Here is a 22,700-nt window from a genome sequence, read left to right on the forward strand (position 1 = left end):
GACGGTTGACTCTTTGAGGGTTGACCGTTGACTGTTGATTATTGGTTATATCAATTCGGGTTGCATCGGAATGATTTAACCTTACTAGAACACAGAGAACACAGAGAGAGCAGAATTATTAGATATTCGATGAAACTTTAGGCGAGTCAATTGTTACTATATCCGAAATAGATTCTTCTTTCCCACAGTCTAAATTTGGCAGTGGCATATGCTTCATTTCCCAAACTTTCAGCAGAATTAAATATTCATAAAAAGCTTGTAGCGTACACCAAGCTAATCCCGCTTGACCGTCAAGAAATCCGCCTAGTAAAATATACATATAGAAAAAGCGCACAACTGGTCGTAAAGGCAAGCGCAAAGAAAAATCTTTCAATGCACGGCGTCTTTCCACTTCTGAGGCTCCAAAAAATAAATCCCACCAATTTACTTGACCAGCTTCTAATTGACGGAGGGTTTCGGCTGCTTCGTCAGTCGAGTAGCGGTTGTGCTTTTCAATCCAGCGAGAAAGACCTTTGCTGCAAGTATAGTGAGGGTAGGTTTCCTTGAGAAAGTGAGTCGGACCATTGCAAACTTCCCGTTCCGTGTGACCGTAGTCACTAAACCATACTTTGTCTTTGCGAAACAGACGCATTTGATAGCGGGGATATTGAGTGCTGCGGCGAATCCAACGATCCATAAATATTACTTTTTCAGCGACGTAATAGCCTATATATTCTTGACTTTCGATCGCCTTTAAGCATTCAGCAAACAGTGCAGGTGTCATGCGCTCATCTGCTTCGAGGATATAAACCCACTCGTACTTGCAGGGAACTTCTTGCAACATCCAAGTCCGCTGACGCCCGTGAGTTTCAAAAGCGTGCTGTACCAAGAGGACTGGATAGCCCTGGATAATCTCAAGGGTACGATCGCTGCTGAAAGAATCAACCACAATGATATCGTCACAAAGTAGCGCCGATTCAATGCAAGCGGCGATATCAATCTCTTCGTTGTAAGTCAGAATATAAATTGAGAACATTCCCAGCTTTCAGTAAGGGCAAACCATAGCAGAAGGAAGAAGTCCGATGGATGTCGGCAGAAGAGCGATGTGCAAATGCAAGAAAATCAATGGTTTCAGCAATTAACAACGTCCTAACTGCCTCAGCGGTTGCTCTATTAACCACATCAAATATTTATTAGAGATGTCTCGACCCGCGCGATCCCCGCTGTTGGCTGGTCAACTCTTGCGGCGGCCGAACCGAGGAATTCCCATGCTTCTCAATCCAGTCCAACCAACAGTAATGTAACCGATCGCCAAGAGTAAACTGCTGATTCCCGTCTGCAAACTAGAATTTCTCGATCGAGTTCTCAACTCTTTCTCTTTTTGTTGCTTACGAGTCTGAATTTCTTTGCGGGCCTGGTTGGGAAGTTCTTGGGCTTGCTGTTCCAGAAATTTGTCTAGGGCTTTCGGGTCATTTTTTGACTCCTGAAGCACAGCTTTCAATTCCTTGGGAACCTCTGGACTCTTGAGTGCTTGTGCCATTTTTCCTTCATCTTGTAGCAGGGCTGCTATCTGACTGCGGCGCTGACTTTTAAGCTGTTCTATCTGAGCTTTGAACTGATCGCTTTTAATTTGGGCTTCCAGTTGACCCTCAGCTTGTCCGACTTCTCTATCGACTTGAACAAGAGCGTCCTTGAGTTCCAAACGAGTATTGTTGAGATGAAGCGGCACCAGACACAGATAAATCAGGCCTAGCAAACTGGAAACTAACAGGGCCCAGAATCGTAAATCCAGCCAAATATTGTGGCGTTCGATCGAGACTCCAGTGCTGCTGTCCACCCAAAAGCCAGTCATCAGTAGGGCTATACCCATTAAAGGAATAATTCCCCGGTCAACTATCTGAGTTGCCGCAGCCAACTGCCACCCTCGATTCAGAATGTCGGAGGTTTCTCCCGGTAGTGACAGCACAATGCAGTCGAGCAAAGCAGAGAGAATCAAGATAATCCCCACTACTTTGAGAGTGCGAGCGGCTACAGAAGAAAATTGACGGCTATTAGTTGCTTTCATACAAATATGCGGTAAGTGGGAAACGAGGGAGTTTAGATCCAAGAGGAAAGTGACAGCCGCGGTGGGAACCGCCTAGTCAATAGCAGAATCGAGGGTGGTTGACCCCTCATACCTTTGGGCCTACTCCCTTGCGGAGTGATGTGAGGGCGCCTTTGTGATGACAGTTTTAGGGGCCCAAAGCACGGTCTCTGTTACATAGCAGACTATGAACCAGCAGCAACAGATCTCTTGATTAGCTAGCTATCAAGCGGGTGTATTGACTCAAATAACCTAGTCAGTTAAGACGCGAGGCCCGTCAGTACGGCTGAATTGATGGCTCTGGCGAGGGAGCGTATCGTGAGATGTGCGTAAAGCAAGAATTCCTGTTGGATAATTTTACACCGTTAGATTCAAGGCGGTAGTTGAGTAGATTTTGTTGCACAAGTTAAGTTATTTTCCACCAAAAGAGCTCGTTGCGACACCAGGCTCGACTTTTTTCTAATTGTTCTTGACTGCGGTTTCCATACAGAGGTGTTCTCGATGCTTGCGGTTCCAGCAGCTTTTAACTAGCTTGCGTGGGCGCGGTGATGTCGAAAATAATCCGCGCAGGACGATAATTTAGGTGTTTTGGGTTATCTTCCAGCTTCCCTTCTCGAAACAATTTCAGCACTCCTGTGAAAGATTTTAGCGACTTGCTCAGAGCACCACAAGTCTGTGGAGACGCTCGATCGCATAAAACTCGGTAATGAGGATGGCATTTTAGTTTGTTAATTGTGTCAAACAGGGGGAGGTATACTTGAGTTTTAACATACACTGATGGGCTTAATAATTTCATACTCTCCGACTTAACTTGATTTTTTATCAACAAAAATGCTGTCTTTTTTTTGATTTCACTTTAGCTCTTGCCTGCCAATTATAACTTACTAATTATTAGGCAATTGAAAAATAAATTTTTCAATTTAGCAAGTGCAATTTCTCACTTTTGCTGGTAGGATGGTTCATCGCTGTTCAAACTCGCTGTTGGTGGAAACAATGATTTCTGGTGTTTATAGGTTGAAAGAACTTGCTAGTGCGATCGCCTCAAATCCGGCTCACTGGCGTCCTCTCGTGTTTACCAACGGCTGCTTCGATATCTTACACGCAGGACACGTCCGTTATTTGCAGCAGGCTTCATCCTTGGGGCGCTCCCTCGTGGTGGGATTGAATAGTGATGCTAGCGTACAAGCCCTCAAACCCCAGCAGCCGGGATTACCAGCACGCCCCATCGTACCAGAGGAACAGCGAGCCGAAGTTTTAGCAGCTCTCAAAGCCGTAGACGCCGTAGTAATTTTTCCCGAAACTACCGCCATTGAACTGATCGCGACTCTGAAGCCAGATATCTACGTTAAAGGAGGGGACTATCAAATCGAAACACTACCGGAAGCACCTGCGGTTTTAGCCTGTGGAGGCAAAATTTCCTTAGTTAAAATAGAAATTCCGAGTTCTACCAGTGCGATCGTCAAACGCATTTTGCAGTTATAGAATACAGCCATAATATGCAAACACTTATTTGTTTTAGTTGTACAACATGACTTTCATCTCCCTTCAATACGCCCAATTTTTGCTAATTTTCTTAGTGGTTTATTGGTTAGTGCCACTGCGATGGTGGCGACTGTCAATCCTGGTGATTGGGAGTCTGATTTTTTATGGTTCGCTGCAAAGATGGTACATTCCTCTGCTGTTAGTAGGTACTCTGTTTAATTATGTCTTGGCAATGGCGATCGGGGAACCTCTGGATTGGCGGATTGCTAACGAATCTTGGAACCGTCGCCGTTGGTTGCTGCTGTGCATAGGAATCACCCTGAATGTATTGCTGCTTCTAGGTTTTAAGTATGTGCCTTTTTTCTTAAGTTCCCTCGGCAATTTGTTAAATTTACCCGTGGTTTTAGATAGTGCGGACTGGGTAAAAACCCATGTAATTGCACCTCTAGGATTGAGTTTTTTTTGCTTCGAGTGCATTGCTTATTTGATAGACGTGTATCGAGGTGCACCTGCGGCCAATTCACTGCTGCACTTTGCTGCTTACAAGTTGTTTTTCCCCAAACTAATTTCTGGACCAATTACTCGGTATCACAACTTAATTTATCAACTAAAATCCCAGAAATTTCCCACAGCAGATCGCATTGCAGAGGGACTGTGGGCGATCGCCTGCGGTGCAGTAAAAAAAGGGCTTTTGGCTGATAATTTGGGAATTTATGTAGATTTAAGTTTTACTAATTTGCAGCGGGCGGGAAGCGAAGATTTGTGGCTGACAATTTTTGCTTACGGGTTGCAACTTTATCTGGACTTTAGTGCTTATGTGGACATCGCGTGCGGTACTGCTTTGTTGCTAGGTTGGTACTTGCCACCCAATTTTGATTTTCCTTATTTTAGTGCTAGCATAGGCGATTTTTGGCGGCGCTGGCACATGACTTTGGGGGATTGGCTGCGGAATTATTTGTATTTTCCTTTGGGGGGTTCGCGGGTTAGTTTGTGGCGTACTTGTCTGAATTTGTTAATCGTCATGTTAGTGGCTGGAATTTGGCATGGTGCGGCTTGGGGATTTATTGTGTGGGGGGGGTTACACGGTTTGGCTTTGGTGGTTCATAGGCTGACGGATGTGGTGTTTAAGCGGTTGCGAATAGATTTTTTGTGGGACAATGCGATCGGCTTTTTCATCGGTTGGTTGTTAACTCAAGCTATGGTTTTTGGTAGTTGGATATTTTTCCGTCTTCCCAATTTGAAAGACTCTGGATGGGTGATTTCCCATTTGTGGGGACATCCTGCTGATGTCCAGTTTGCACATAAGGTTTATGTGGAAGCCTTGGGTTTGGAAAGAGTGCAGTTAAGTTGGATGTTGGGGGGCTTGGCGGTGGCGATGCTGATGAATTATACGTTAATTCGGGGTTTGAAGGTGGAGTTGAATTGGCCTGTGAAGTTGATGTTAGTACCGCTTTGTTTGTATGCGGTTTGGTTGTTGGCACCGGAGGGTGGTTTACCTTACATTTATTTTGATTTTTAGAGGATGGGAAGGAATAAGACTCGAATTTATGTGGGGTACCTAGTTTTTTTGCGTCACTTATTGATAGGAACACCAGTCACTCCAGCTACCTGGATAAAGTTTAGCGTTGGGAATTCCGGCTATTTCTAAAGACAATAAATTCACGCAAGCTGTTACCCCGGAACCGCAATAAACCATAATTTCTTGGGCGGTGGCTAATTCTGTCCAAAGTTGCTTTTGTGCGGCAGTCGATCGCACTTTTCCTGTCTCATCTGTCACCTGTTGCCAAGGATAGTTGACAGCACCAGGAATGTGGCCTGCAATAGGGTCGATCGGCTCTCGGAGGCCAAGATATCGATCGTTCTCCCGCGAATCAACCAAAACCTTTCCCGGCAAGTCTTTTAGTGCTTTTACGGCCTCAATATCAACAATTAGGTCCGATCGCAATTCGGGGACAAATTTACCCTCACGAGGTTTTGGCAAAACATTTGTCACTGGATATCCAGCAGCTTTCCAGCCACTGAAACCCCCATCTAACAATGCTACTTTACTGTGTCCCATATATCGCAGCAACCACCACAACCGAGCCGCAAAAGCCAACCGCGAATCGTCATAGGCGACGACTAAAGTTTCTTGATAATTAATGCCAATTCCACTCAATTTTTCGGCTAATTCTGTAATATTTGGCAGCGGATGTCTGCCACCATGTTTTTCAACGGGACTAGCGAGGTCTTGGTTTAAATCTAAATAAAAAGCTCCGGGAATGTGACTTTCTTGATATTGTTTTTGTCCCAATTCAGGATCGGCTAGAGAAAACCGACAGTCAATAATTACAACTTGCTGATTTTCGGTATTGGCGGCTAACCATTCGGGATTAACTATCAAATTGGTGTCTGTCATATTGATTAAAAAATTAGTGTGCTTTAAAGGTGATAAGCTTGAACATCTCTAGAAAATAAGCTGCTTTTTTCCTCACCTTATTTTTCGGGATTAGATTTCCGATTGGCTTTCTCATTAGATGCTTTTTCAGAAGTTGATTTTTTAGTTGATTTTTCAGAAGCTGCTTTTTCAGAAGTTGATTTTTCAGTGGCTTCTTTTTCCGAATTTGACTTTTTAGTTGATTTTTCGGTCGATTCTTTTTCACCCGTGGCTGTTGCTGGAGTTGGGGAAGGCAGAGTTACTGCTGATTCTTGAGCATAGATCAGATATTTCTGATACTCAGCTACTTTTGTCTGAGCTAGTTCATGATGAGGACTTGATGGGGGTACTCTTCTCATCAAAGAGATGGCTTCTTGCCAGTTATTGGCAACTAAATTCCATTCCTCTTTGGTTTTGGCACCTCGTCCTAATTCTGCTGCTTTTACTGCACTGTTAACTGCATCTCGAAAAGGATCTGGTAATGTTGCTACAGTGGGTGTTTCTTCTAGATTTTTACCCGCAGTTGCTGCTGGCTCGTTTAAAAGTTTACCAACAAAGGCTACGACGGCGATCGCCAATATACCTGTCACCATCCCGACTACTATGAAAGTCGATCGCAGTCTCTTCTCTAATTCTTTCATTTCCGGCTGTGTCGCCTCCATATTTTTCGCAGTTTCCATATTAGTAACTATTGTATTTGTCAAGGATTTTTCAGGATAATTTTCTTGAGGGATGTTGGGGTCTTCTAAAATAAATTCTTGACTCCAATCAGACACAACCTGACCAATTTCTCGACCCTCAACTTTCACCATGCGAATCGAATTTGGCTGCAAATCGGTTAATTGCTTTCGGACAAATTCTACTGATTTATCTGGTGCAGGTACGGGCGAAGCATCCAGAAATACTTCCAAATAATCGCCGTTGAGATTAACTGTCACTGTGATGTCTTCAGATTGTAACTGACTCTGGAGCCAAGAGGCGATCGCCTGTGGATTTCCCTGTTTTGCAAGTTCCTGAAAATTAAGCTCTGTCATAGCTGAACACCTGAATTTTTGGATAATTGATTCGCTATCGATCAATTTATTTTCGGGATTACTTTCATCCCGTAACTTATCCCGTAAACGGATAGACTTAGGGACTTCCCCTTCCTATATGTGAAAATTTTTGTTGATGTTAAAGCACAATAATTGAAATTTTACAACAGTATAATCCAGAAGTGTCGAAACTAGCGAGATCGATTGGGAATTTAGAAGTCAAGGATTGGGGATGGGAGTTTTGAAGCTAGGGAGTCTAAGGATCGATCCGGTGGCTTTCCGATATTTCCCTATCTTGGTAGATTTTTCCCTCTCCTATGGAACCCAACAGGACAGTGGTTGTGCGCTGCCAAGCTGCTTCAGCCACTGAGGCTGGGTTGTCGCTGACATCCGTCGATAAAAAATATCGCCGGAAGGAATTTTCCCTTTCAGATTGGAGATTAAAAAATTGTGTCCTCGCAGTACAATTGACCGATGGCTAGCGATCGGTGAGCAACGGCTAAAAAAAACAGCAGATCCAGAACCCCTAATTCTGAAACAAGTCGGAGAGAGGAGAGGGCGATCGGATTTGATGTTTAATTAGAGCGACCTACTTATCATCAGCCAAAATGTTTAACACATACTAGATTAATCGATCGCAAAATGATAGCAATAGCAATCTTAGCGGCTGGACGTGGCACGCGCATGAAATCCGACTTGCCCAAAGTTTTACAAGAATTGGGCGGTCGAACTCTAGTTGAACGAGTCCTCAACAGTTGTCAAGAAATTGAAATTTCCCGGCGACTGGTCATCGTCGGTTATCGCAGCGAACTGGTTAAAAAAGCACTCCTGGAAAATCAAGAATTAGAACCGGAAAATGCTAAATTGCCACCCTTAGAATTTGTCGAACAAACTGAACAATTGGGAACTGGTCACGCTATTCAACAACTACTGCCTCATTTAGAGGGATTTACGGGAGATTTACTGGTTTTAAATGGGGATGTGCCTTTGTTGCGATCGCAAACTCTCCAGCAATTAGTAGAAACTCACCAGCAACACCAAAATTCTGCTACTTTGTTAACAGCTAACTTGGCAAATCCTCAAGGATATGGTCGAGTGTTTACAGATAGTCAAAACTTGGTAACAGAAATTATAGAAGACCGCGATTGCACAACCGCTCAAAAAGAAAATTGCCGGATTAATGCAGGTGTTTATTGTTTTCACTGGCCACATTTGGAAAAAGTCTTGCCCCAATTGAAGGCAGACAATAACCAACAAGAATATTACCTTACTGATACGGTGAAATACATGGCACCGGTGATGGCGATGGATGTAGCAGACGAGCGGGAAATATTGGGCATTAACGATCGCAAACACTTAGCCACACTTGCGGATATTTTGCAAATGCGGATCAAGGACAAGTGGATGGCTGCGGGAGTAACCCTGATCGACCCGAATAGCATTACCATCGATGATACCGTAGAGTTGCAGCCGGATGTGATCCTGGAACCACAAACCCATTTACGAGGTAAAACTTCCATTGCTAGTGGTAGTCGCATCGGTCCAGGCAGTTTGATTGAAAACAGTCAAATTGGTAAAAATGCAACTGTACTTTATGCCGTAGTTTCTGATAGTATTGTATCTGATAATTCAAGGATTGGACCCTACGCACATTTGCGCGGTCATGCAGAAGTTGGCGCGAATTGTCGGGTGGGAAATTTTGTAGAATTGAAAAATACTCAAATAGGCGATCGCACAAATGTTGCTCACTTATCTTATTTAGGCGACGCGACTTTAGGAGAGAAAGTCAATATCGGTGCGGGGACAATCACCGCCAATTATGACGGAGTGAATAAGCACAAAACTCAGATAGGCGATCGGACCAAAACAGGTTCTAATAGTGTCCTGGTCGCACCCATTATTCTGGGTGAAGATGTTACTGTGGCGGCGGGTTCTGTGGTGACGGAAGATGTGCCCAGTGACTGTTTAGTAGTTGCCCGTTCCCGACAAGTTGTCAAACCTGGCTGGAAGCTCCCAGAATAGGCTGAGAAACTGTTACTAAAATTCTACCCAGCTCTCGACAAATTATCCAGATTTTCAACATCTAACACTCACCTTGGCGCTTTGTTCATTGGTCCGGCTCAGTGTCGCGGTGTCGGACCATTTTACCCTTCGACTACGTGGTGGTAGGCGCGATCGTTGCGTCGAAGGGCCCTTCGACTGGGTTTATGCCATCGTTGCTCTTGTATTTGAAAAGAACCGAAAGTAAATTAGGCTTTACATAATTGGCACTTACGTGTTAGTATAATTAACTATGTGCGAAAGTGAGAGCGATCGCAACCTCTAAGGCTTTTAGATTGGACAATCCCCAATCTCAAATCCTAACTTCAAGATCGATCGGGGGAATTAGCTCAGTTGGTAGAGCGCTGCGATCGCACCGCAGAGGCCAGCGGTTCAAGTCCGCTATTCTCCATAAATTTACCTTTAATATTTCATATTGTTGCTTTTGAGTTGTGGGTGATTCCAGGTACTAGACATTTTGTATCGCAACATACAACATCCCTTGGAACCCAGGATTAATATAGAGCCGCGATGTGATAGGATTTTTACTCGTCTAACTTATAAAAATTTCGCCCCAAAACCCTAGAAATAGGGATATTAAGGGTGCAAATTGTCAAAAATCCCCGCCTTAGCGTCACCGGGAATTGTCAAATATTCAGGAGTAACCAAAAAAAATGACTAAGCGATTCGATCGGCGGAAGTTTCTTTTATACAGTTCTGCAACTCTCACATCCAGTTTATTTCTAAAAGCTTGTAGAACACCAAGCCCAACAGCAACTCCCCAAGATTCAGCTTCTCCCACTAGCACACCAGGTTCGCCAGCCAGCAGCGGCAACACCATCAAAGTAGGTATTTTGCACTCATTAAGCGGCACTATGTCAATTAGTGAAAATAGTGTGGTCGATGCTGAAAAATTAGCAATTGAAGAAATAAATAAAGCTGGTGGTGTCCTCGGAAAACAAATAGAAGCAATAGTAGAAGACGGCAATTCAGACTGGCCAACTTTTGCAGAAAAAGCCAAAAAATTGATCGATCAAGACAAAGTTGTCACTGTCTTCGGCTGCTGGACTTCCGCCAGTCGCAAAGCAGTATTGCCAGTCTTTGAAGAAAAAAATCATATGCTGTGGTATCCCGTACAATACGAGGGTCAAGAGTGTTCCAAGAATATCTTCTATACCGGGGCAGCGCCAAACCAGCAAATCGAACCAGCCGTTGACTGGCTGCTAGAAAATAAAGGCAAAAAATTCTTTTTAGTGGGGTCAGACTACGTTTTTCCGCGCACAGCAAATACGATTATCAAAGCACAGCTAGCTGCCAAAGGCGGCGAATTAGTTGGGGAAGATTACATTCCTTTGGGTGGTACAGAAGTAACCCCAATTATTACGAAAATCAAGGCTGCTTTACCTGACGGTGGTGTAATTTTTAATTCCCTAAACGGTGACAGCAACGTGGCATTTTTCAAAGGCCTACAGGGTGCAGGTTTGGGACCGGATAAGTATCCGTCGATGTCGGTCAGTATTGCTGAAGAAGAAGTAAAGGCGATCGGTGTAGAATATCTCAAAGGTCACTATGCAGCCTGGAATTACTTCATGACTGTGGAATCTCCCGCAAATACAAAATTTGTGGAAGCTTTCAAGGCAAAATACGGCAAAGATAGAGTAACCAATGACCCGATGGAAGCCGCTTACATCATGGTTTACCTCTGGAAGCAAGCAGTCGAAAAAGCAGGGACAGCAGACGATTTAGACAAAGTGCGGGCGGCAGCTTTGGGTCAAACTTTTGACGCACCAGGAGGTAAAGTAACCCTGGAGACAAACCATCACCTATCGAAGTTTGTGCGGTTAGGCGAAGTGAGAGAAGACGGTTTGTTTAAGATAGCTTTTGCTACCCCAGAAGCAGTTAAACCGATTCCTTGGAATCAATTTGTAGCAGAAACTAAAGGCTTTTCCTGCGATTGGTCTGACCCCGCCAAAGGAGGCAAATTTAAAGCCACCTAAGTAGGGAAATCCTAGGGATAGCTTGTGAATTTTACTAATATGTAGGTTTAGTAGCTGCGAGCTATTTGATACAACTTATAGATTGACTCTAGGCGATGCACTTTACTTGCGTCGCCCGGTTGTTTCTAACACCTATGCACAGGAAATATAGCCTTTCTCAGTGAGGTGGGTAATGGGAACCCCCCGCCTGCCCCCCCAGGGGGGGAAAGGTATAGGGCATTACTAATTACCTATTACCCATTACCTATTACCCATTACCTATTACCAATTCTCGATATGAAATAGGTGACATAATTACAAATTACCTCTAAAGCCAAGATTTTATGTGAACAAATAAGAGGAAAACAAAATGGAGATATTAGACGGTTTATTTAACGGGATTAGCATCGGTGCTGTTTTGCTGATTGCAGCCTTGGGATTAGCCATTATTTTCGGCCTGATGGGCGTGATTAATATGGCTCACGGTGAGTTAATGATGTTGGGCGCTTACACCACTTTTGTAGTGCAAAATGTCTTCAAAGGTATCGGAGGATTTGCTTTTGAAACCTATATTTTATTTGCCATACCCTTAGCTTTTTTAGTGGCGGCACTGGTAGGATTAATTCTGGAACGCGGTGTGATTCGCTATCTGTATGGGCGGCCGCTAGAAACTTTACTAGCAACTTGGGGTGTAAGTTTAATTTTACAGCAGTTTGTCCGCAGCGTCAGTGGGGTGCTGGTAGCTGGGATTGGGGTATTTTGTTTACTGTTTTTTGGCGGTTTGCAGGTACTAAAACGTCGCCCAGATTTCGAGAGAGTTCGTAACGGAATTATCGCGATTCTTTTGCCTCTTTCTTTGGGTATTTCTTGGGCGGTGAGTGCGTTTTTAGGTGAAACTTACAAACTGGCTGTCACTAAACCTTGGTTTGGTGCTCAAAATGTGGATGTGACAGCACCTGGATGGCTGCGGGGTGGCATACCTCTGGGCAATTTTCAGTTGCCCTATGCGCGACTTTTTATTATTGTGTTAACGGCGGTTTGTTTGGCGGGAATTTACTTATTTTTGCAAAAATCTGTGTGGGGGCTTCGGATTCGCTCTGTTACTCAAAATCGCAGCATGAGTGCTTGTTTGGGGATTCCTACGGAGCAAGTAGATGCGCTGACTTTTGCTTTGGGTTCTGGTTTGGCTGGTGTTGCTGGCTGCGCGATTAGTTTGCTGGGTTCTGTCGGACCAAATACGGGGCAGAATTATGTGGTTGATACTTTTATGGTTGTGGTTGTGGGCGGTGTGGGTAAGATTGTGGGGACTGTGGTTGCTGCGATCGCGATCGGCACTGCAAATTACCTGATCGGTTCAGGAACCCTAGCAACAATCTTGACTCCTGTCAAGCCTTTAGCTGATTTCTTCACTTTTTTTGCCACTACCAGCATGGCAAAAGTAATGGTATTTGCCTTAATTATGGCTTTTCTACAAGTGCGCCCAGGAGGGATTTTTCCACAAAAAGGACGCACGGTAGAAAATTGAAAATTTCCCAATCTTAAAGTTGATTAACCATGAATAATTTAACTAGAAAGGTATGGCTACAAGAAGGGGTGATTGTCGGGGCGATCGCACTTATACTCATATTACTGATCCCAGGCATACTTCCCGATGTTCGCCTCAACCAATTGGGACGATTTTTAGCCCTAGCAATTGCAGCACTCGGTATAGATTTAATCTGGGGATACACAGGTTTACTTAGTTTAGGGCATGGCGTATTTTTTGCGATCGGCGGCTACGCATTTGCCATGTACCTAAAACTGCAAATTCCCCCAACAGCCAGCAGTCAATTGCCAGAATTTATGAACCTATATGGCGTTACCGAACTGCCCTGGTTTTGGCAACCATTTTATTCCTTTCCCTTCTCAGCACTAGCAGTAATTCTCATCCCAGGCTTACTCGGAGCCATCTTGGGTTACTTAGTATTCCGAAATCGGATTCGAGGCGTTTACTTTTCCATTCTCACCCAAGCAGCAACCATCGTATTTTTCAACTTTTTCAACGGCCAACAAAAACTGATTAACGGCACCAACGGTTTAACAGACTTTAAAACCATATTTGGAGCCATAGTCAATGACCGAGATACCCAATATATTTTCTACATTCTTACCATACTATTTCTAGGAGCAACTTACGGCCTATGTCGCTGGTTGACAACCGGGCGTTTTGGTCGGCTCCTAATCGCCATTCGCGACGACGAAGTTCGTCTCCGTTTCTCTGGGTACAATCCCACAGGATTTAAAGTTTTAGTATTTGCAATTTCAGCAGCTATGGCAGGAATTGCCGGCGCATTATATACTGTACAAACCGGAATTATTTCTCCCAAAGCCATGGACATTGCCTTTTCAATTGAAATGGTAATTTGGGTAGCAGTAGGAGGTCGCGCCACATTATCTGGAGCTCTATTAGGCACCCTCCTCGTCAACTTTGGCAAAAGTTTCTTGAGCGAACAATTCCCCGAAGTCTGGCTGTTTTTCCAAGGTGCACTATTCTTAATAGTAGTCACAGTCCTGCCCGATGGCTTAGTCGGATGGCTTCAGCAACAAGGCTTTAACCTAATCCGCAACTTATTCAAAAAACCCAGGTATGTATCTACCTACCCCAGCCTGGAACAAGACCCCGAAGTGCTCCATGAAAAAGAAGAACTTGAACAATGATTATGGTAGAGTTTAGGCAAATTTAGAGGCAAACTATGGCAGATATTATTGACTACAAAATCTACGGCGACGACTTGCAACTAATTGAAATTGAACTTGACCCCCAAGAAGGTGTTCGGGCTGAAGCTGGAACAATGACATACATGGAAGGCGGCATCGAAATGCAAACTTCTACAGGTGGCTTATTTCAAGGATTTAAACGGATGTTTACCGGAGCGGGTTTCTTCATCACAACCTTTGTAAACAACGGTAGAAACAAAGCGAGAGTAGCTTTTTCTGCTCCCTATCCTGGTAAAGTAATTCCCCTCGATTTAAGTAAACTAGGTGGCAAGTTTCTGTGTCAAAAAGACTCGTTTCTGTGCGCAGCCAACGGCATTGAAATTGAGGTGGCATTTACCAAACGACTCGGAGCCGGTTTCTTTGGCGGAGAAGGCTTTATTTTACAAAAATTGCAGGGTGACGGCCTCGCTTTTGTCCACGCCGGAGGAACCATTGTCGAGAAAAATTTGGGAGTGGGCGAAGTGTTGCGAGTAGACACTGGTTGTTTAGTAGCTTTTGCGGCCACAGTGGACTACGATATTCAATTTATCGGTGGGTTTAAAAATGCTTTATTTGGAGGTGAAGGCGTGTTTTTGGCTAAGATGACTGGGCCTGGTAAAGTTTACATTCAAAGTCTGCCACTCTCCAAGTTAGCTGAGCGTATTCTGGCGGCGGCTCCTACTCCTATTTCGAGCAGTTCTAGCAATTTTACTTGAGACAACAAGAACTTTTTATTTGGTTATCTAGGGTGCGTCATCCCGCAGATTTTCCGGCTTACTGAGAGACGGTTAAGTGACGCACCTTCTCAGAGAAAATTGGCGATGTGTAAGTAATTCCGCAGATTTTCCGGCTTGCTAGAGACTGTTAACTGACGCATTCTACGAGGAAAATATACGATGAATGGAAAAGTATTAGAAATCGAAAACTTGACGGTTAGTTTTGATGGCTTCAAGGCAATTAACGGTTTAACTTTTAGCATGGATGCGGGGGAATTACGGGTAGTAATTGGGCCCAATGGCGCGGGAAAAACCACTTTTCTCGACGCGATTACCGGGAAGGTGCAGCCCACGGAAGGACGGGTACTGTTTAAAGGTCGGAATTTGCGTGGCTTGTCAGAAGATAGCATTTCACGTTTAGGAATTGGTCGTAAGTTTCAGACACCGCGAGTTTTCCTGAATTTAACACCTCGCGAAAATTTAGAGTTGTCTTGTAACAATAATAAAAATGTCTTTCCCACGCTGTTCAAGCCAGCCCCTGTCGCGGAAAAACGCACGGTGGCTGGTTTGTTAGAAACTATTGGTTTAGTGAATAAAGCGGATCTTTCGGCTGGTTTGCTTTCTCATGGCGAAAAGCAGTGGTTAGAAATTGGAATGTTAGTAGCGCAATCTCCTGACTTGTTGTTGGTAGATGAACCTGTGGCGGGTTTGACTGATGAGGAAACAGCATTAACGGGAGATTTGCTAATTTCTCTGGCCCAAAGTCACTCCGTTTTAGTGATTGAACATGATATGGAGTTTGTGCGGCAAATTGCTCAAAAGGTAACGGTGCTGCATCAGGGCGCAGTTTTGTGTGAAGGAACTATGGATGAGGTGCAAAATGACGATCGCGTAATAGAGGTATATTTAGGCAAACCAGAAGAATAGTCCTATCAAATCCTCTCTTCTCTTCCTTCGCGCCCTTCGCGCCTTCGCGGTTAAATCATTCCAATACAACAGGAATTGATATCATATCAAATTTGGTAGCATCGTCCTATATTAAACACTCTCTTCTCTTCCTTCGCGCCCTTTGCGCCTTCGCGGTTAAATCATTCCAATACAACAGGAATTGATATCAGTTGTCAGTAGCAGCTAACAAATCACAAATAACAAATAACCCTATGCTACAAGTTTCTAATTTAAATGTTTACTATGGTGAAAGTCACATCCTCCGCGATGTCGATTTAAGCGTCAAAGCTGGGCAAATGGTTTGCTTAATCGGTCGTAATGGTGTGGGCAAAACTACCATGCTAAAAACTTTAATGGGTTTGCTGCAACCTCGCAGTGGCACTATTAATTTTGGTGGTCAATCTATTGTTTCTAAGTTGACTCATCAGCGCGCGAAAATGGGTATTGGTTATGTACCTCAAGGACGGGAAATTATTCCCCGCTTAACTGTCAAGGAAAATCTCTTGTTAGGCTTGGAAGCGAAATCCACTAAAACTAAAAATCCTGAAGTTCCTGATGAAATATTTGATTTATTTCCGGTGCTGAAAACTATGCTCGATCGCCTAGGTGGTGATTTGAGTGGAGGACAGCAGCAACAATTGGCGATTGCGAGAGCTTTGATGGGAGAGCCACAGTTGCTGGTTTTAGATGAACCAACAGAAGGAATTCAACCATCGATTATTTTAGACATAGAAGCTGCGGTACGTCGCGTGGTTGCTACTAGGGGCATTTCCGTTTTGTTGGTGGAACAGCATTTGCATTTTGTGAGGCAAGCTGACTGGTATTATGCTATGCAAAAAGGTGGTATTGTGGCATCGGGAAATACTAGCGAACTTAGCGATGAAGTAATTCAAAGGTTTTTGGCTGTTTGAGTTTCAGACCTCTGGGCCGGCGCTTTTGGCACGGCCTCTACCGAGAATGAAACCGCCCAGCCTACCAAGGACTGACTTGCACACTGCTACCCGGTACAAAAACTACCCGGAAATCAGCTAGGGGTTCCGCAGGTGGCCTGGTACCCACAGGCTTGTAAAGCAACTCAGAAAATAACGCTTCGCCCATTCCATCCACTGTTGGAGAATTCTGTAATTTGTAACCGACGATCGCACCGTCGTTAGCCACACTCACCCGATAAACCAACTCCCGTTCCACAGGTGCCTTCGTTTTCAAAACTCCGTCAATTTCCTCCCTCAGTTTGCCATTCAACAGCTCAATTTTTGCGGGATCGGTAATCGGAACTCCCACCGCCGCCTCCTGCAAACCTTCGGCAACAGGTGTGGGAGTAACGGATGGCGAAGCATTAGCAGTAGAAATGGGACTGGAAGTTGGGCTTGGTGTTTCACCCGGAGTTTGACTCGGAGTAGATGCCGGCGATATAGCTGACTGAGTGCGATCGTCTGGTAGCAAACCCTCTGCCGCGGGCGTGGGATTGGGATTGGGTGTCCCCGCACCAGGATTTGGCGTGCCGATATTCTGGCCCGTACCATTGGATTGACGCACCGGCTCTCTGGGGCGTTGGACTTCTGGCAGTGGTACCAAGAAAAACGCCATGGCAGCCAAAGCCAAACTCGACACCCCCACCGCCGCAGGTAACACCCGCTGCGCTACCGGTGCTGCTGATTTGATATAGCGCTTGGAAACAGGGGTTAATTGCAGCGATAACTCTGGTAGCGTCTGGCTGTCGGCAAAAAATTGGTCGATCGCTTCTACCAAATCAAATAGCTGAACCGTGGTTAAATCGATTTCAGCAGAGGGTTGTGTTTTTTGATCGATTTGGGTTCCGCTCTCGGATTGCCCAGCTAGAATGGTCAATCTATGCAAATTCCCGTCAATTCTGTGTAACTGCACCAGGGCTGAATCAGGGTCATAGCGATCGGGATAATGGACTCCGCTCATAAATTCTTGAGCGTAGCCGCTGACAACCCTCACCAAGCTTTCAAAAAAATCCCGTCCCCCGGTTAGGGGCTCGGTGAGACCGCTCAAATAGCATTCAGCGCTCATTAGTATCGAAAGCACCGGCCGTATTTCTAACTGGCTTGCCACCGAGCCATCGCTCAACCCTTCTAGAACTAGGGTGCAATTTGGCAAACTGTACTGACGCCTAATAGTCATTACTCAACTTCTCCATCAAACAGACTCACCCAAAACCTCTGCATTCCGGCTGTACCAGTACAAAATAGCAGTTTGCTCAACAAGTTCAAAGCTAGTTCGTCCAGCTTCTCGTCGGAGTCGTAAGCTGCCACTACCGATCGCTTCGGGTTCATGCGCGATCGAAAGTGAGCTCGAAACCGTTCTAAATACTCCGCCAACGGTAAGTGCTGGTTAAATGGGAGATTTCTGGAGCGTAACTGTTGGGAATCTAGCAGCAACTGGCGAATTGTCGCTGTTAGCTTGCGCGCCAAATTGCAGGCGATCGCCACCAGCGCTTTTGCCTCCAGCGCCGTGAGGGGGCGGCGTTGAGTATAGCGACGCAGGGGGTTAGTATTACGCAGCAGCCACAGGGCAACGCGATTTTTGATAATTCCTGCCAATTCCAGTTCTTTTGAGACTGCCAGCATTTCTTCCGCACCTCCGAGATACAAGGCTTCGATCGCCAATAACATCAGGTCAATTTGCAATCTGGCGCGGCGTGGACATCCGCCATCGGAGGGCGACAAATCTGGCAAACTGTCTAAAATCAAGGGGTTTGACTCGGCAAGCGAAGTTTCTGACGGCATTACGATCACGGCAACATCTATTCCAAACAAACTATACGGGGACGCGGGGTCTCTGGCATGAGAAATTCTCAACTCAGGACTCCTATGAGATACTTTATTTTTATCAATGTTTTCAATCTAGCAGCAACTGGTCACGGCGATCGACTCCCAGACTTCCATGCTCCCAGGATTACGGACTAGGAAAATGGGGCTACAGGCGCTCAAATCAATGTCCTTGTTCTTGTTGCTGCTCTTGTTTCTTCACCCTTTGGGCAATAAAATCAGTAGCCACTGCATTTTCAACCAGACTAATTTTTCCTTTCAGGCTTTCTCCCTCCACAACTCCTCGCAGTTTCACCAGACTCTTTTGACTACCGTCGCCTGTGGACTTGCCACAACCTGTTAAATTGGGAACCGCACCGGACAAACTCAATCCTTGATTTTCCCACTTGCCAGCTAGAGTTGGTTTCTCAGGATTAGTTTTTTGGCGATCGACAGAATTGTTATTTGACTTCAAATTACCACTTAGATAAACACCAGATTGCTCAATTGTCAATACCAAATCATCTGATTTGAGACATTCGGGCAAATTTTTTGCATCAAAGCTATAACTCCCCGCAATAGCAGGAGCCGCTTTCAAATTAGTTTCTCCGTAGGCAGTTACTACTTTAAACAACAATGTGACAGAGGCGATCGCAATACTGTAAAATGCCAAGGACTTGAGGTTGAAATGACTCATATTTTTGGGAATTGGGAATGGGGGAATGGGGAATTGGGAATTGGGGAATGGGGAATGGGGAATTGGGAATGGGGGAATGGGGAATGGGGAATTGGGAATGGGGAATGGGGAATGGGGGAATTGGGAATGGGGAATGGGGGAATTGGGAATTGAAATTAACACAAATAACCAATTACCAATTACCAATTACCAATTCCCAATTACCAATTACCAATTACCAATTCCCAATAACAACTAACTACCTTTGAGGAAGTACCGAAGCCAAATGCGATCGCACTTTAACGTAACACCGCGCAATCAGCAGCGAAGAATGACACTGAACAGCCAATTCATCAGTATACTGCCCCAAAGTTTGACGCTCAATTCCCCACTCTCGACTCGTACCCGCAATCGTCAAATCAGCCCTCGCCGAAGCCGCAATCACCGCTTGAATTGGCTCCGCAGCCTCCACAATCGGAGTTTCAATCCGTGACTGCACCTCCAGCGGCAACTGCTCAATCACTCGCCTAAACTCATAACTCAGCTCATTTTCCGATTCACCATCATCCCCCACCCGCAGCACCGTCAAACGCCGCTGTTCACTATTAACTAACAGTCTCAGCGCCAATTCTAATCCCAAATCATCGTGAATATTCGCCGCGTAAGGCACTAACAAATTATTCAACCGTTCCCGCCCTCTATCTACAAAAATTGCTACATCGACTTTAGCAGTGCTGAGGATTTGACCGACACGCCCTCCCAAACGGTTACTACTAAAAGTAGGTCTGTGCCATCCTACTAAGATTAAATCCGCCCGGTCTATTTCGGCAATTTGTGCAGTTTCCCGCGCCACATCTTTAGTCACACGAACAATCGGATGCACCAATTGTCGAGCTTCTGGAGGCTGCAAACTCTCAATTAATTCTCCTAGTTTCAAGTGTCGCTCTTGAATAATGCGATCTGCTTCCGCAGGGGTACTTTCAAAAGCATAATCCTCACTTAATTCTATCAAACTCAGAGGATGAACCGCCGCCGACTGTAAATCGCTACCACCCCTACCCGCCGACTGCGCCAGTGCTACGGCTAGTTGCAGCAAACCTTTCTGGGTGCTGGGATTAGCAACTGGTACTAAAATCCGATAAGTTGGTAGCAATTTTTTATCAGTTTCTTCGCTGTTACCAGTATTTGCTGAAGGTTCTAATTCTGAATCATCAGAACTAAATTCTGAAATATCTAACCGAATCAGCCGTTTGGGATAAGTCCACTCCAATAGTGGCGAAGTCATAAAAGTTGTCACTAAAGCCATAATCACTAACATCGTAAACAAAATCGGCGAAATTACTCCCAGGGAAAGACCGATATTCAGAACAATTAGTTCAGTCAAACCCCTAGTATTCATCATCCATCCCAGGGCAGAAGCTTCGCGGTTATTGATGCCGCACACTCTAGCTGCCACGTAGGTTCCGACATATTTACCAATAATTGCTACTCCTAATACTGCGCCGCACAGCAACCATAATTCTGGACTATTGAGCAAACCAATTTCCGTTCGCAAACCACTGTAAGCAAAAAATACGGGTAGCAGAAATATTAGCACAAAATCTTCGGTTTTTTCTGCTAATTCTCTGGTTAATCCCGCATTTTTTGGCATAACTGCGCCCAGCAAAAATGCACCGAAAATTAAGTGAATGCCAATCCATTCAGTAATTAGGGCTGATGCTACAACTCCCATATAAATTCCGGCCAATACTAACTGAGTTAGTCTGCCTGTACGATTGTAGTGCTTGGAAAGCCGCTGCAAGAACCAGCGGACTACTGTCACCATGAAAGTGATATAAATTACGGCTTCAAAAATTGTCGGCAAAGCGCCAACCATTGAGTTAGTGCGAGTAACTGCGATCGCCACTGCTAACAAGCACCAAGCTGTCACATCGTCCACGGCCGCACAAGTCAGGGCCAGAGTCCCCAATTTCGTATTCTGCAAGTTGTGTTCGGTAATGATTCTGGCCAGTACCGGAAATGCTGTAATTGACATTGCAGCCCCCAAAAACAGCGCAAAAGCAGTAAATGAAACGCTGTTATTTGAGATAATCGGATACAGGAGCAGTGCTAGGAAACTTCCCAGGGAAAATGGGACTAAAATACTGACATGGGAAGTCAAAATAGCGGTGTCTAAATTGTTTTTGAGGTACTTGGGATTCAGTTCCAAACCAATCAAAAACATGAAAAATATTAGCCCAATTTCCGATAGCACGTTCAGGAATGGGACAGCTTCGGCTGGAAAAACTGCTGCTGCTAAATCTGGCGCAACCAAACCAAACAGAGACGGGCCGAGCATAATTCCTGCTACGATTTCTCCAATGACTTGAGGTTGCTTGATCCACCGGAATCCCAAACCGATAAGTCTGGATAGTGCGATGACAATTAGAACTTCCACTAGAACTAGAATGGCGATCGGCATGGTGTTATTAGATTAGGGATTTTTGCTTATGTTAAGAGGGACAAGTGCCAGGACCAAAATTAGCGATCGAGCTCAATCCAGATGGGCTCTGCTATACAAATCCTAGACAAGTCTAGACATTTGCTTCTTACTTCAACGGGAGCATGGGAGCGGTTATCCCTTGGTAAGCTTTCACGATTTAGCCAACCGCGATAAATTAATTGCTGCGTTCAAATCCCTGTCCATCGCATGACCGCAACTTCCACAGTTGTAAGTCCTTTCTTTTAGTGGCATATCTTGTATATGTCCACAGTTTGAACAGGTTTTGGTTGACGGAAACCAACGGTCAGCAATGATTATTTCACAACCAAACTTTTTAGCCTTGTATTCTAGCTGACGTTTGAATTCATGGAATCCACAGTCAGCTATTACCTGCGCTAGCTTATGATTCTTTAGCATCCCACTGACCTTCAAATCTTCTACTACTATCGTTGCGTGGTTTTTGCATAAGTAAGTAGTGATTTGATGCAGAGTGTTTTTTCTGAGGTTGGCTATTTTTGCATGATGTTTCCCTAGCTGGACTTTAGCTTTCTGTCTATTATTAGAACCTTTCACTTTTCTCGCCAGAACTCTTGATAATCTCTTGAGTTTAGCCTGATGCGATTTGTAGTGTTTTGGGTTAGGAAATACTACGCCCGTTGAAAGGGTAGCTAACTCTTTTACTCCCAAATCAACCCCTACAACTTGATGACTTTTGATGGTCGGTTCATGATTTTGTTCATAAGCAAAGGCGATAAACCAACTATCGGCAGTACGTGAAATGGTGATAGACTTGCAGGTAGTATGAGGCAATCCCTCGTAAGTTTTCACCCAGCCGATTGTGGGTAACTTTATAGACGTACCGCCCACAGGAATAGGCTTACCGCCTGCGTCAATCGTGAAAGAGTCGTGATGTCCTTTTTTCTTGAACTTGGGATATCCACCTTTTTTTGAGAAAAATAAGGAGAAAGAGTCTCCAAGATTGTCAAAAGCGTATTGAGTTATTTTCTGGCAGATTCCTGTTTCTTTAATCCATGTAAACTCAGGTTTCACATGATTGTTGAAGAATTTCTTAAGCAGGTATTTGTTGGGCGCTACTCCATCTTTATAAAGGTTGCTCCAAGTAGCCAATCCCCAGTTATAAGTAAACCTCGCTATTCCTGCGTGTTTGCTCATAATTGTTGCCTGACTCTTGTTTAGCTTTAACTTTGTTTTGATGGATAAAAGCATTGTTCGACCTCAACACTGGATTTCACCGATGACCCGACAGGGTGCGTTTGGCTGGTAACTTCCCCGAAACATCCCTGCGAAAGCAAGTGTCTTTACTGATAATCCAAGCTTTTTTGGGAATCGCGCAGGGT

General features: G+C 44.7%; 20 protein-coding genes and 1 tRNA gene. 11 read left to right on the plus strand and 10 right to left on the minus strand.

What is annotated here, in order from left to right; genetic code table 11:
- Positions 1-118: 118 nt before the first annotated feature.
- The 3 genes from AAFP14_RS02285 to AAFP14_RS02295 form a co-directional block, all read right to left on the minus strand.
- Entirely contained in the window at positions 119-1,015 is an 897-nt protein-coding gene (locus tag AAFP14_RS02285) for a glycosyltransferase family 2 protein (protein ID WP_341730703.1), read from the minus strand.
- Positions 1,016-1,213: 198 nt separating this feature from the next.
- The gene (gene hpsJ-B / locus AAFP14_RS02290) at positions 1,214-2,044 is read right to left on the minus strand and encodes a hormogonium polysaccharide biosynthesis protein HpsJ (RefSeq protein ID WP_341730704.1); all 831 of its coding nucleotides are present in this window, start codon (positions 2,042-2,044) and stop codon (positions 1,214-1,216) included.
- Positions 2,045-2,585: 541 nt separating this feature from the next.
- Entirely contained in the window at positions 2,586-2,858 is a 273-nt protein-coding gene (locus tag AAFP14_RS02295) for a hypothetical protein (RefSeq protein ID WP_341730705.1), read from the minus strand.
- A 197-nt stretch (positions 2,859-3,055) separates the two neighbouring features.
- Here AAFP14_RS02295 and rfaE2 point away from each other — a divergent pair, with 197 nt between their 5' ends.
- Complete coding sequence (gene rfaE2, locus AAFP14_RS02300; protein WP_341730754.1) at positions 3,056-3,544, plus strand: D-glycero-beta-D-manno-heptose 1-phosphate adenylyltransferase; 489 nt, start codon at positions 3,056-3,058, stop codon at positions 3,542-3,544.
- A gap of 46 nt (positions 3,545-3,590) precedes the next feature.
- Complete coding sequence (locus AAFP14_RS02305) at positions 3,591-5,063, plus strand: MBOAT family O-acyltransferase (protein ID WP_341730706.1); 1,473 nt, start codon at positions 3,591-3,593, stop codon at positions 5,061-5,063.
- Between the two features lie 57 nt (positions 5,064-5,120).
- Here AAFP14_RS02305 and AAFP14_RS02310 read toward each other — a convergent pair whose 3' ends face one another.
- Both AAFP14_RS02310 and AAFP14_RS02315 read right to left on the minus strand, forming a co-directional pair.
- Positions 5,121-5,942 carry a sulfurtransferase gene (locus AAFP14_RS02310; RefSeq protein WP_341730707.1) on the minus strand — a complete coding sequence of 274 codons (822 nt, stop codon included), beginning with the start codon at positions 5,940-5,942 and terminating at the stop codon, positions 5,121-5,123.
- A 77-nt stretch (positions 5,943-6,019) separates the two neighbouring features.
- Entirely contained in the window at positions 6,020-6,994 is a 975-nt protein-coding gene (locus AAFP14_RS02315) for a hypothetical protein (protein ID WP_341730708.1), read from the minus strand.
- A 642-nt stretch (positions 6,995-7,636) separates the two neighbouring features.
- Between AAFP14_RS02315 and glmU the strand changes: the two genes are divergently transcribed.
- The 8 genes from glmU to urtE all read left to right on the plus strand — a co-directional run bounded on the left by glmU (position 7,637) and on the right by urtE (position 16,321).
- Entirely contained in the window at positions 7,637-9,016 is a 1,380-nt protein-coding gene (gene glmU / locus AAFP14_RS02320) for a bifunctional UDP-N-acetylglucosamine diphosphorylase/glucosamine-1-phosphate N-acetyltransferase GlmU (RefSeq protein WP_341730709.1), read from the plus strand.
- A gap of 357 nt (positions 9,017-9,373) precedes the next feature.
- Positions 9,374-9,446: transfer RNA gene (locus tag AAFP14_RS02325), tRNA-Ala, on the plus strand.
- Between the two features lie 262 nt (positions 9,447-9,708).
- Positions 9,709-11,031: an urea ABC transporter substrate-binding protein gene (gene urtA, locus AAFP14_RS02330; protein ID WP_341730710.1), complete on the plus strand. Its 1,323-nt coding sequence runs from the start codon at positions 9,709-9,711 to the stop codon at positions 11,029-11,031.
- Positions 11,032-11,380: 349 nt separating this feature from the next.
- On the plus strand, positions 11,381-12,535 hold the full coding sequence (gene urtB, locus AAFP14_RS02335; RefSeq protein ID WP_341730711.1) for an urea ABC transporter permease subunit UrtB: 1,155 nt from the start codon (positions 11,381-11,383) through the stop codon (positions 12,533-12,535).
- Positions 12,536-12,564: 29 nt separating this feature from the next.
- Complete coding sequence (urtC, locus tag AAFP14_RS02340; protein ID WP_341730712.1) at positions 12,565-13,707, plus strand: urea ABC transporter permease subunit UrtC; 1,143 nt, start codon at positions 12,565-12,567, stop codon at positions 13,705-13,707.
- Between the two features lie 35 nt (positions 13,708-13,742).
- Positions 13,743-14,462 (plus strand): TIGR00266 family protein, encoded by a 720-nt coding sequence (locus AAFP14_RS02345; protein ID WP_341730713.1) that lies wholly within the window; start codon positions 13,743-13,745, stop codon positions 14,460-14,462.
- A 180-nt stretch (positions 14,463-14,642) separates the two neighbouring features.
- A complete protein-coding gene (urtD, locus tag AAFP14_RS02350) occupies positions 14,643-15,389 on the plus strand; it encodes an urea ABC transporter ATP-binding protein UrtD (RefSeq protein ID WP_341730714.1) in 747 nt (248 codons plus the stop codon).
- A 233-nt stretch (positions 15,390-15,622) separates the two neighbouring features.
- Complete coding sequence (urtE, locus tag AAFP14_RS02355; RefSeq protein ID WP_341730715.1) at positions 15,623-16,321, plus strand: urea ABC transporter ATP-binding subunit UrtE; 699 nt, start codon at positions 15,623-15,625, stop codon at positions 16,319-16,321.
- Between the two features lie 61 nt (positions 16,322-16,382).
- Here the strand turns inward: urtE and AAFP14_RS02360 are convergent, their stop codons facing one another.
- The 3 genes from AAFP14_RS02360 to AAFP14_RS02370 form a co-directional block, all read right to left on the minus strand.
- Positions 16,383-17,558, minus strand: a complete 1,176-nt coding sequence (locus AAFP14_RS02360; protein ID WP_341730716.1) for a DUF4335 domain-containing protein — start codon at positions 17,556-17,558, stop codon at positions 16,383-16,385.
- On the minus strand, positions 17,558-18,163 hold the full coding sequence (locus AAFP14_RS02365; RefSeq protein WP_341730717.1) for a DUF3038 domain-containing protein: 606 nt from the start codon (positions 18,161-18,163) through the stop codon (positions 17,558-17,560). The genes AAFP14_RS02360 and AAFP14_RS02365 overlap by 1 nt, the downstream gene beginning before the upstream one ends.
- Positions 18,164-18,368: 205 nt before the next feature.
- Complete coding sequence (locus AAFP14_RS02370; protein ID WP_341730718.1) at positions 18,369-18,881, minus strand: hypothetical protein; 513 nt, start codon at positions 18,879-18,881, stop codon at positions 18,369-18,371.
- A gap of 25 nt (positions 18,882-18,906) precedes the next feature.
- Here AAFP14_RS02370 and AAFP14_RS02375 point away from each other — a divergent pair, with 25 nt between their 5' ends.
- Positions 18,907-19,119: a hypothetical protein gene (locus AAFP14_RS02375; protein ID WP_341730719.1), complete on the plus strand. Its 213-nt coding sequence runs from the start codon at positions 18,907-18,909 to the stop codon at positions 19,117-19,119.
- Here AAFP14_RS02375 and AAFP14_RS02380 read toward each other — a convergent pair whose 3' ends face one another.
- Both AAFP14_RS02380 and AAFP14_RS02385 read right to left on the minus strand, forming a co-directional pair.
- Complete coding sequence (locus AAFP14_RS02380; RefSeq protein ID WP_341730720.1) at positions 19,120-21,321, minus strand: cation:proton antiporter; 2,202 nt, start codon at positions 21,319-21,321, stop codon at positions 19,120-19,122.
- A gap of 171 nt (positions 21,322-21,492) precedes the next feature.
- Entirely contained in the window at positions 21,493-22,569 is a 1,077-nt protein-coding gene (locus tag AAFP14_RS02385; protein WP_341730721.1) for an RNA-guided endonuclease InsQ/TnpB family protein, read from the minus strand.
- Between the last annotated feature and the right edge of the window lie 131 nt (positions 22,570-22,700).

Source organism: Microcoleus sp. EPA2 (assembly GCA_020882975.1).
Lineage (GTDB): Bacteria > Cyanobacteriota > Cyanobacteriia > Cyanobacteriales > Microcoleaceae > Microcoleus.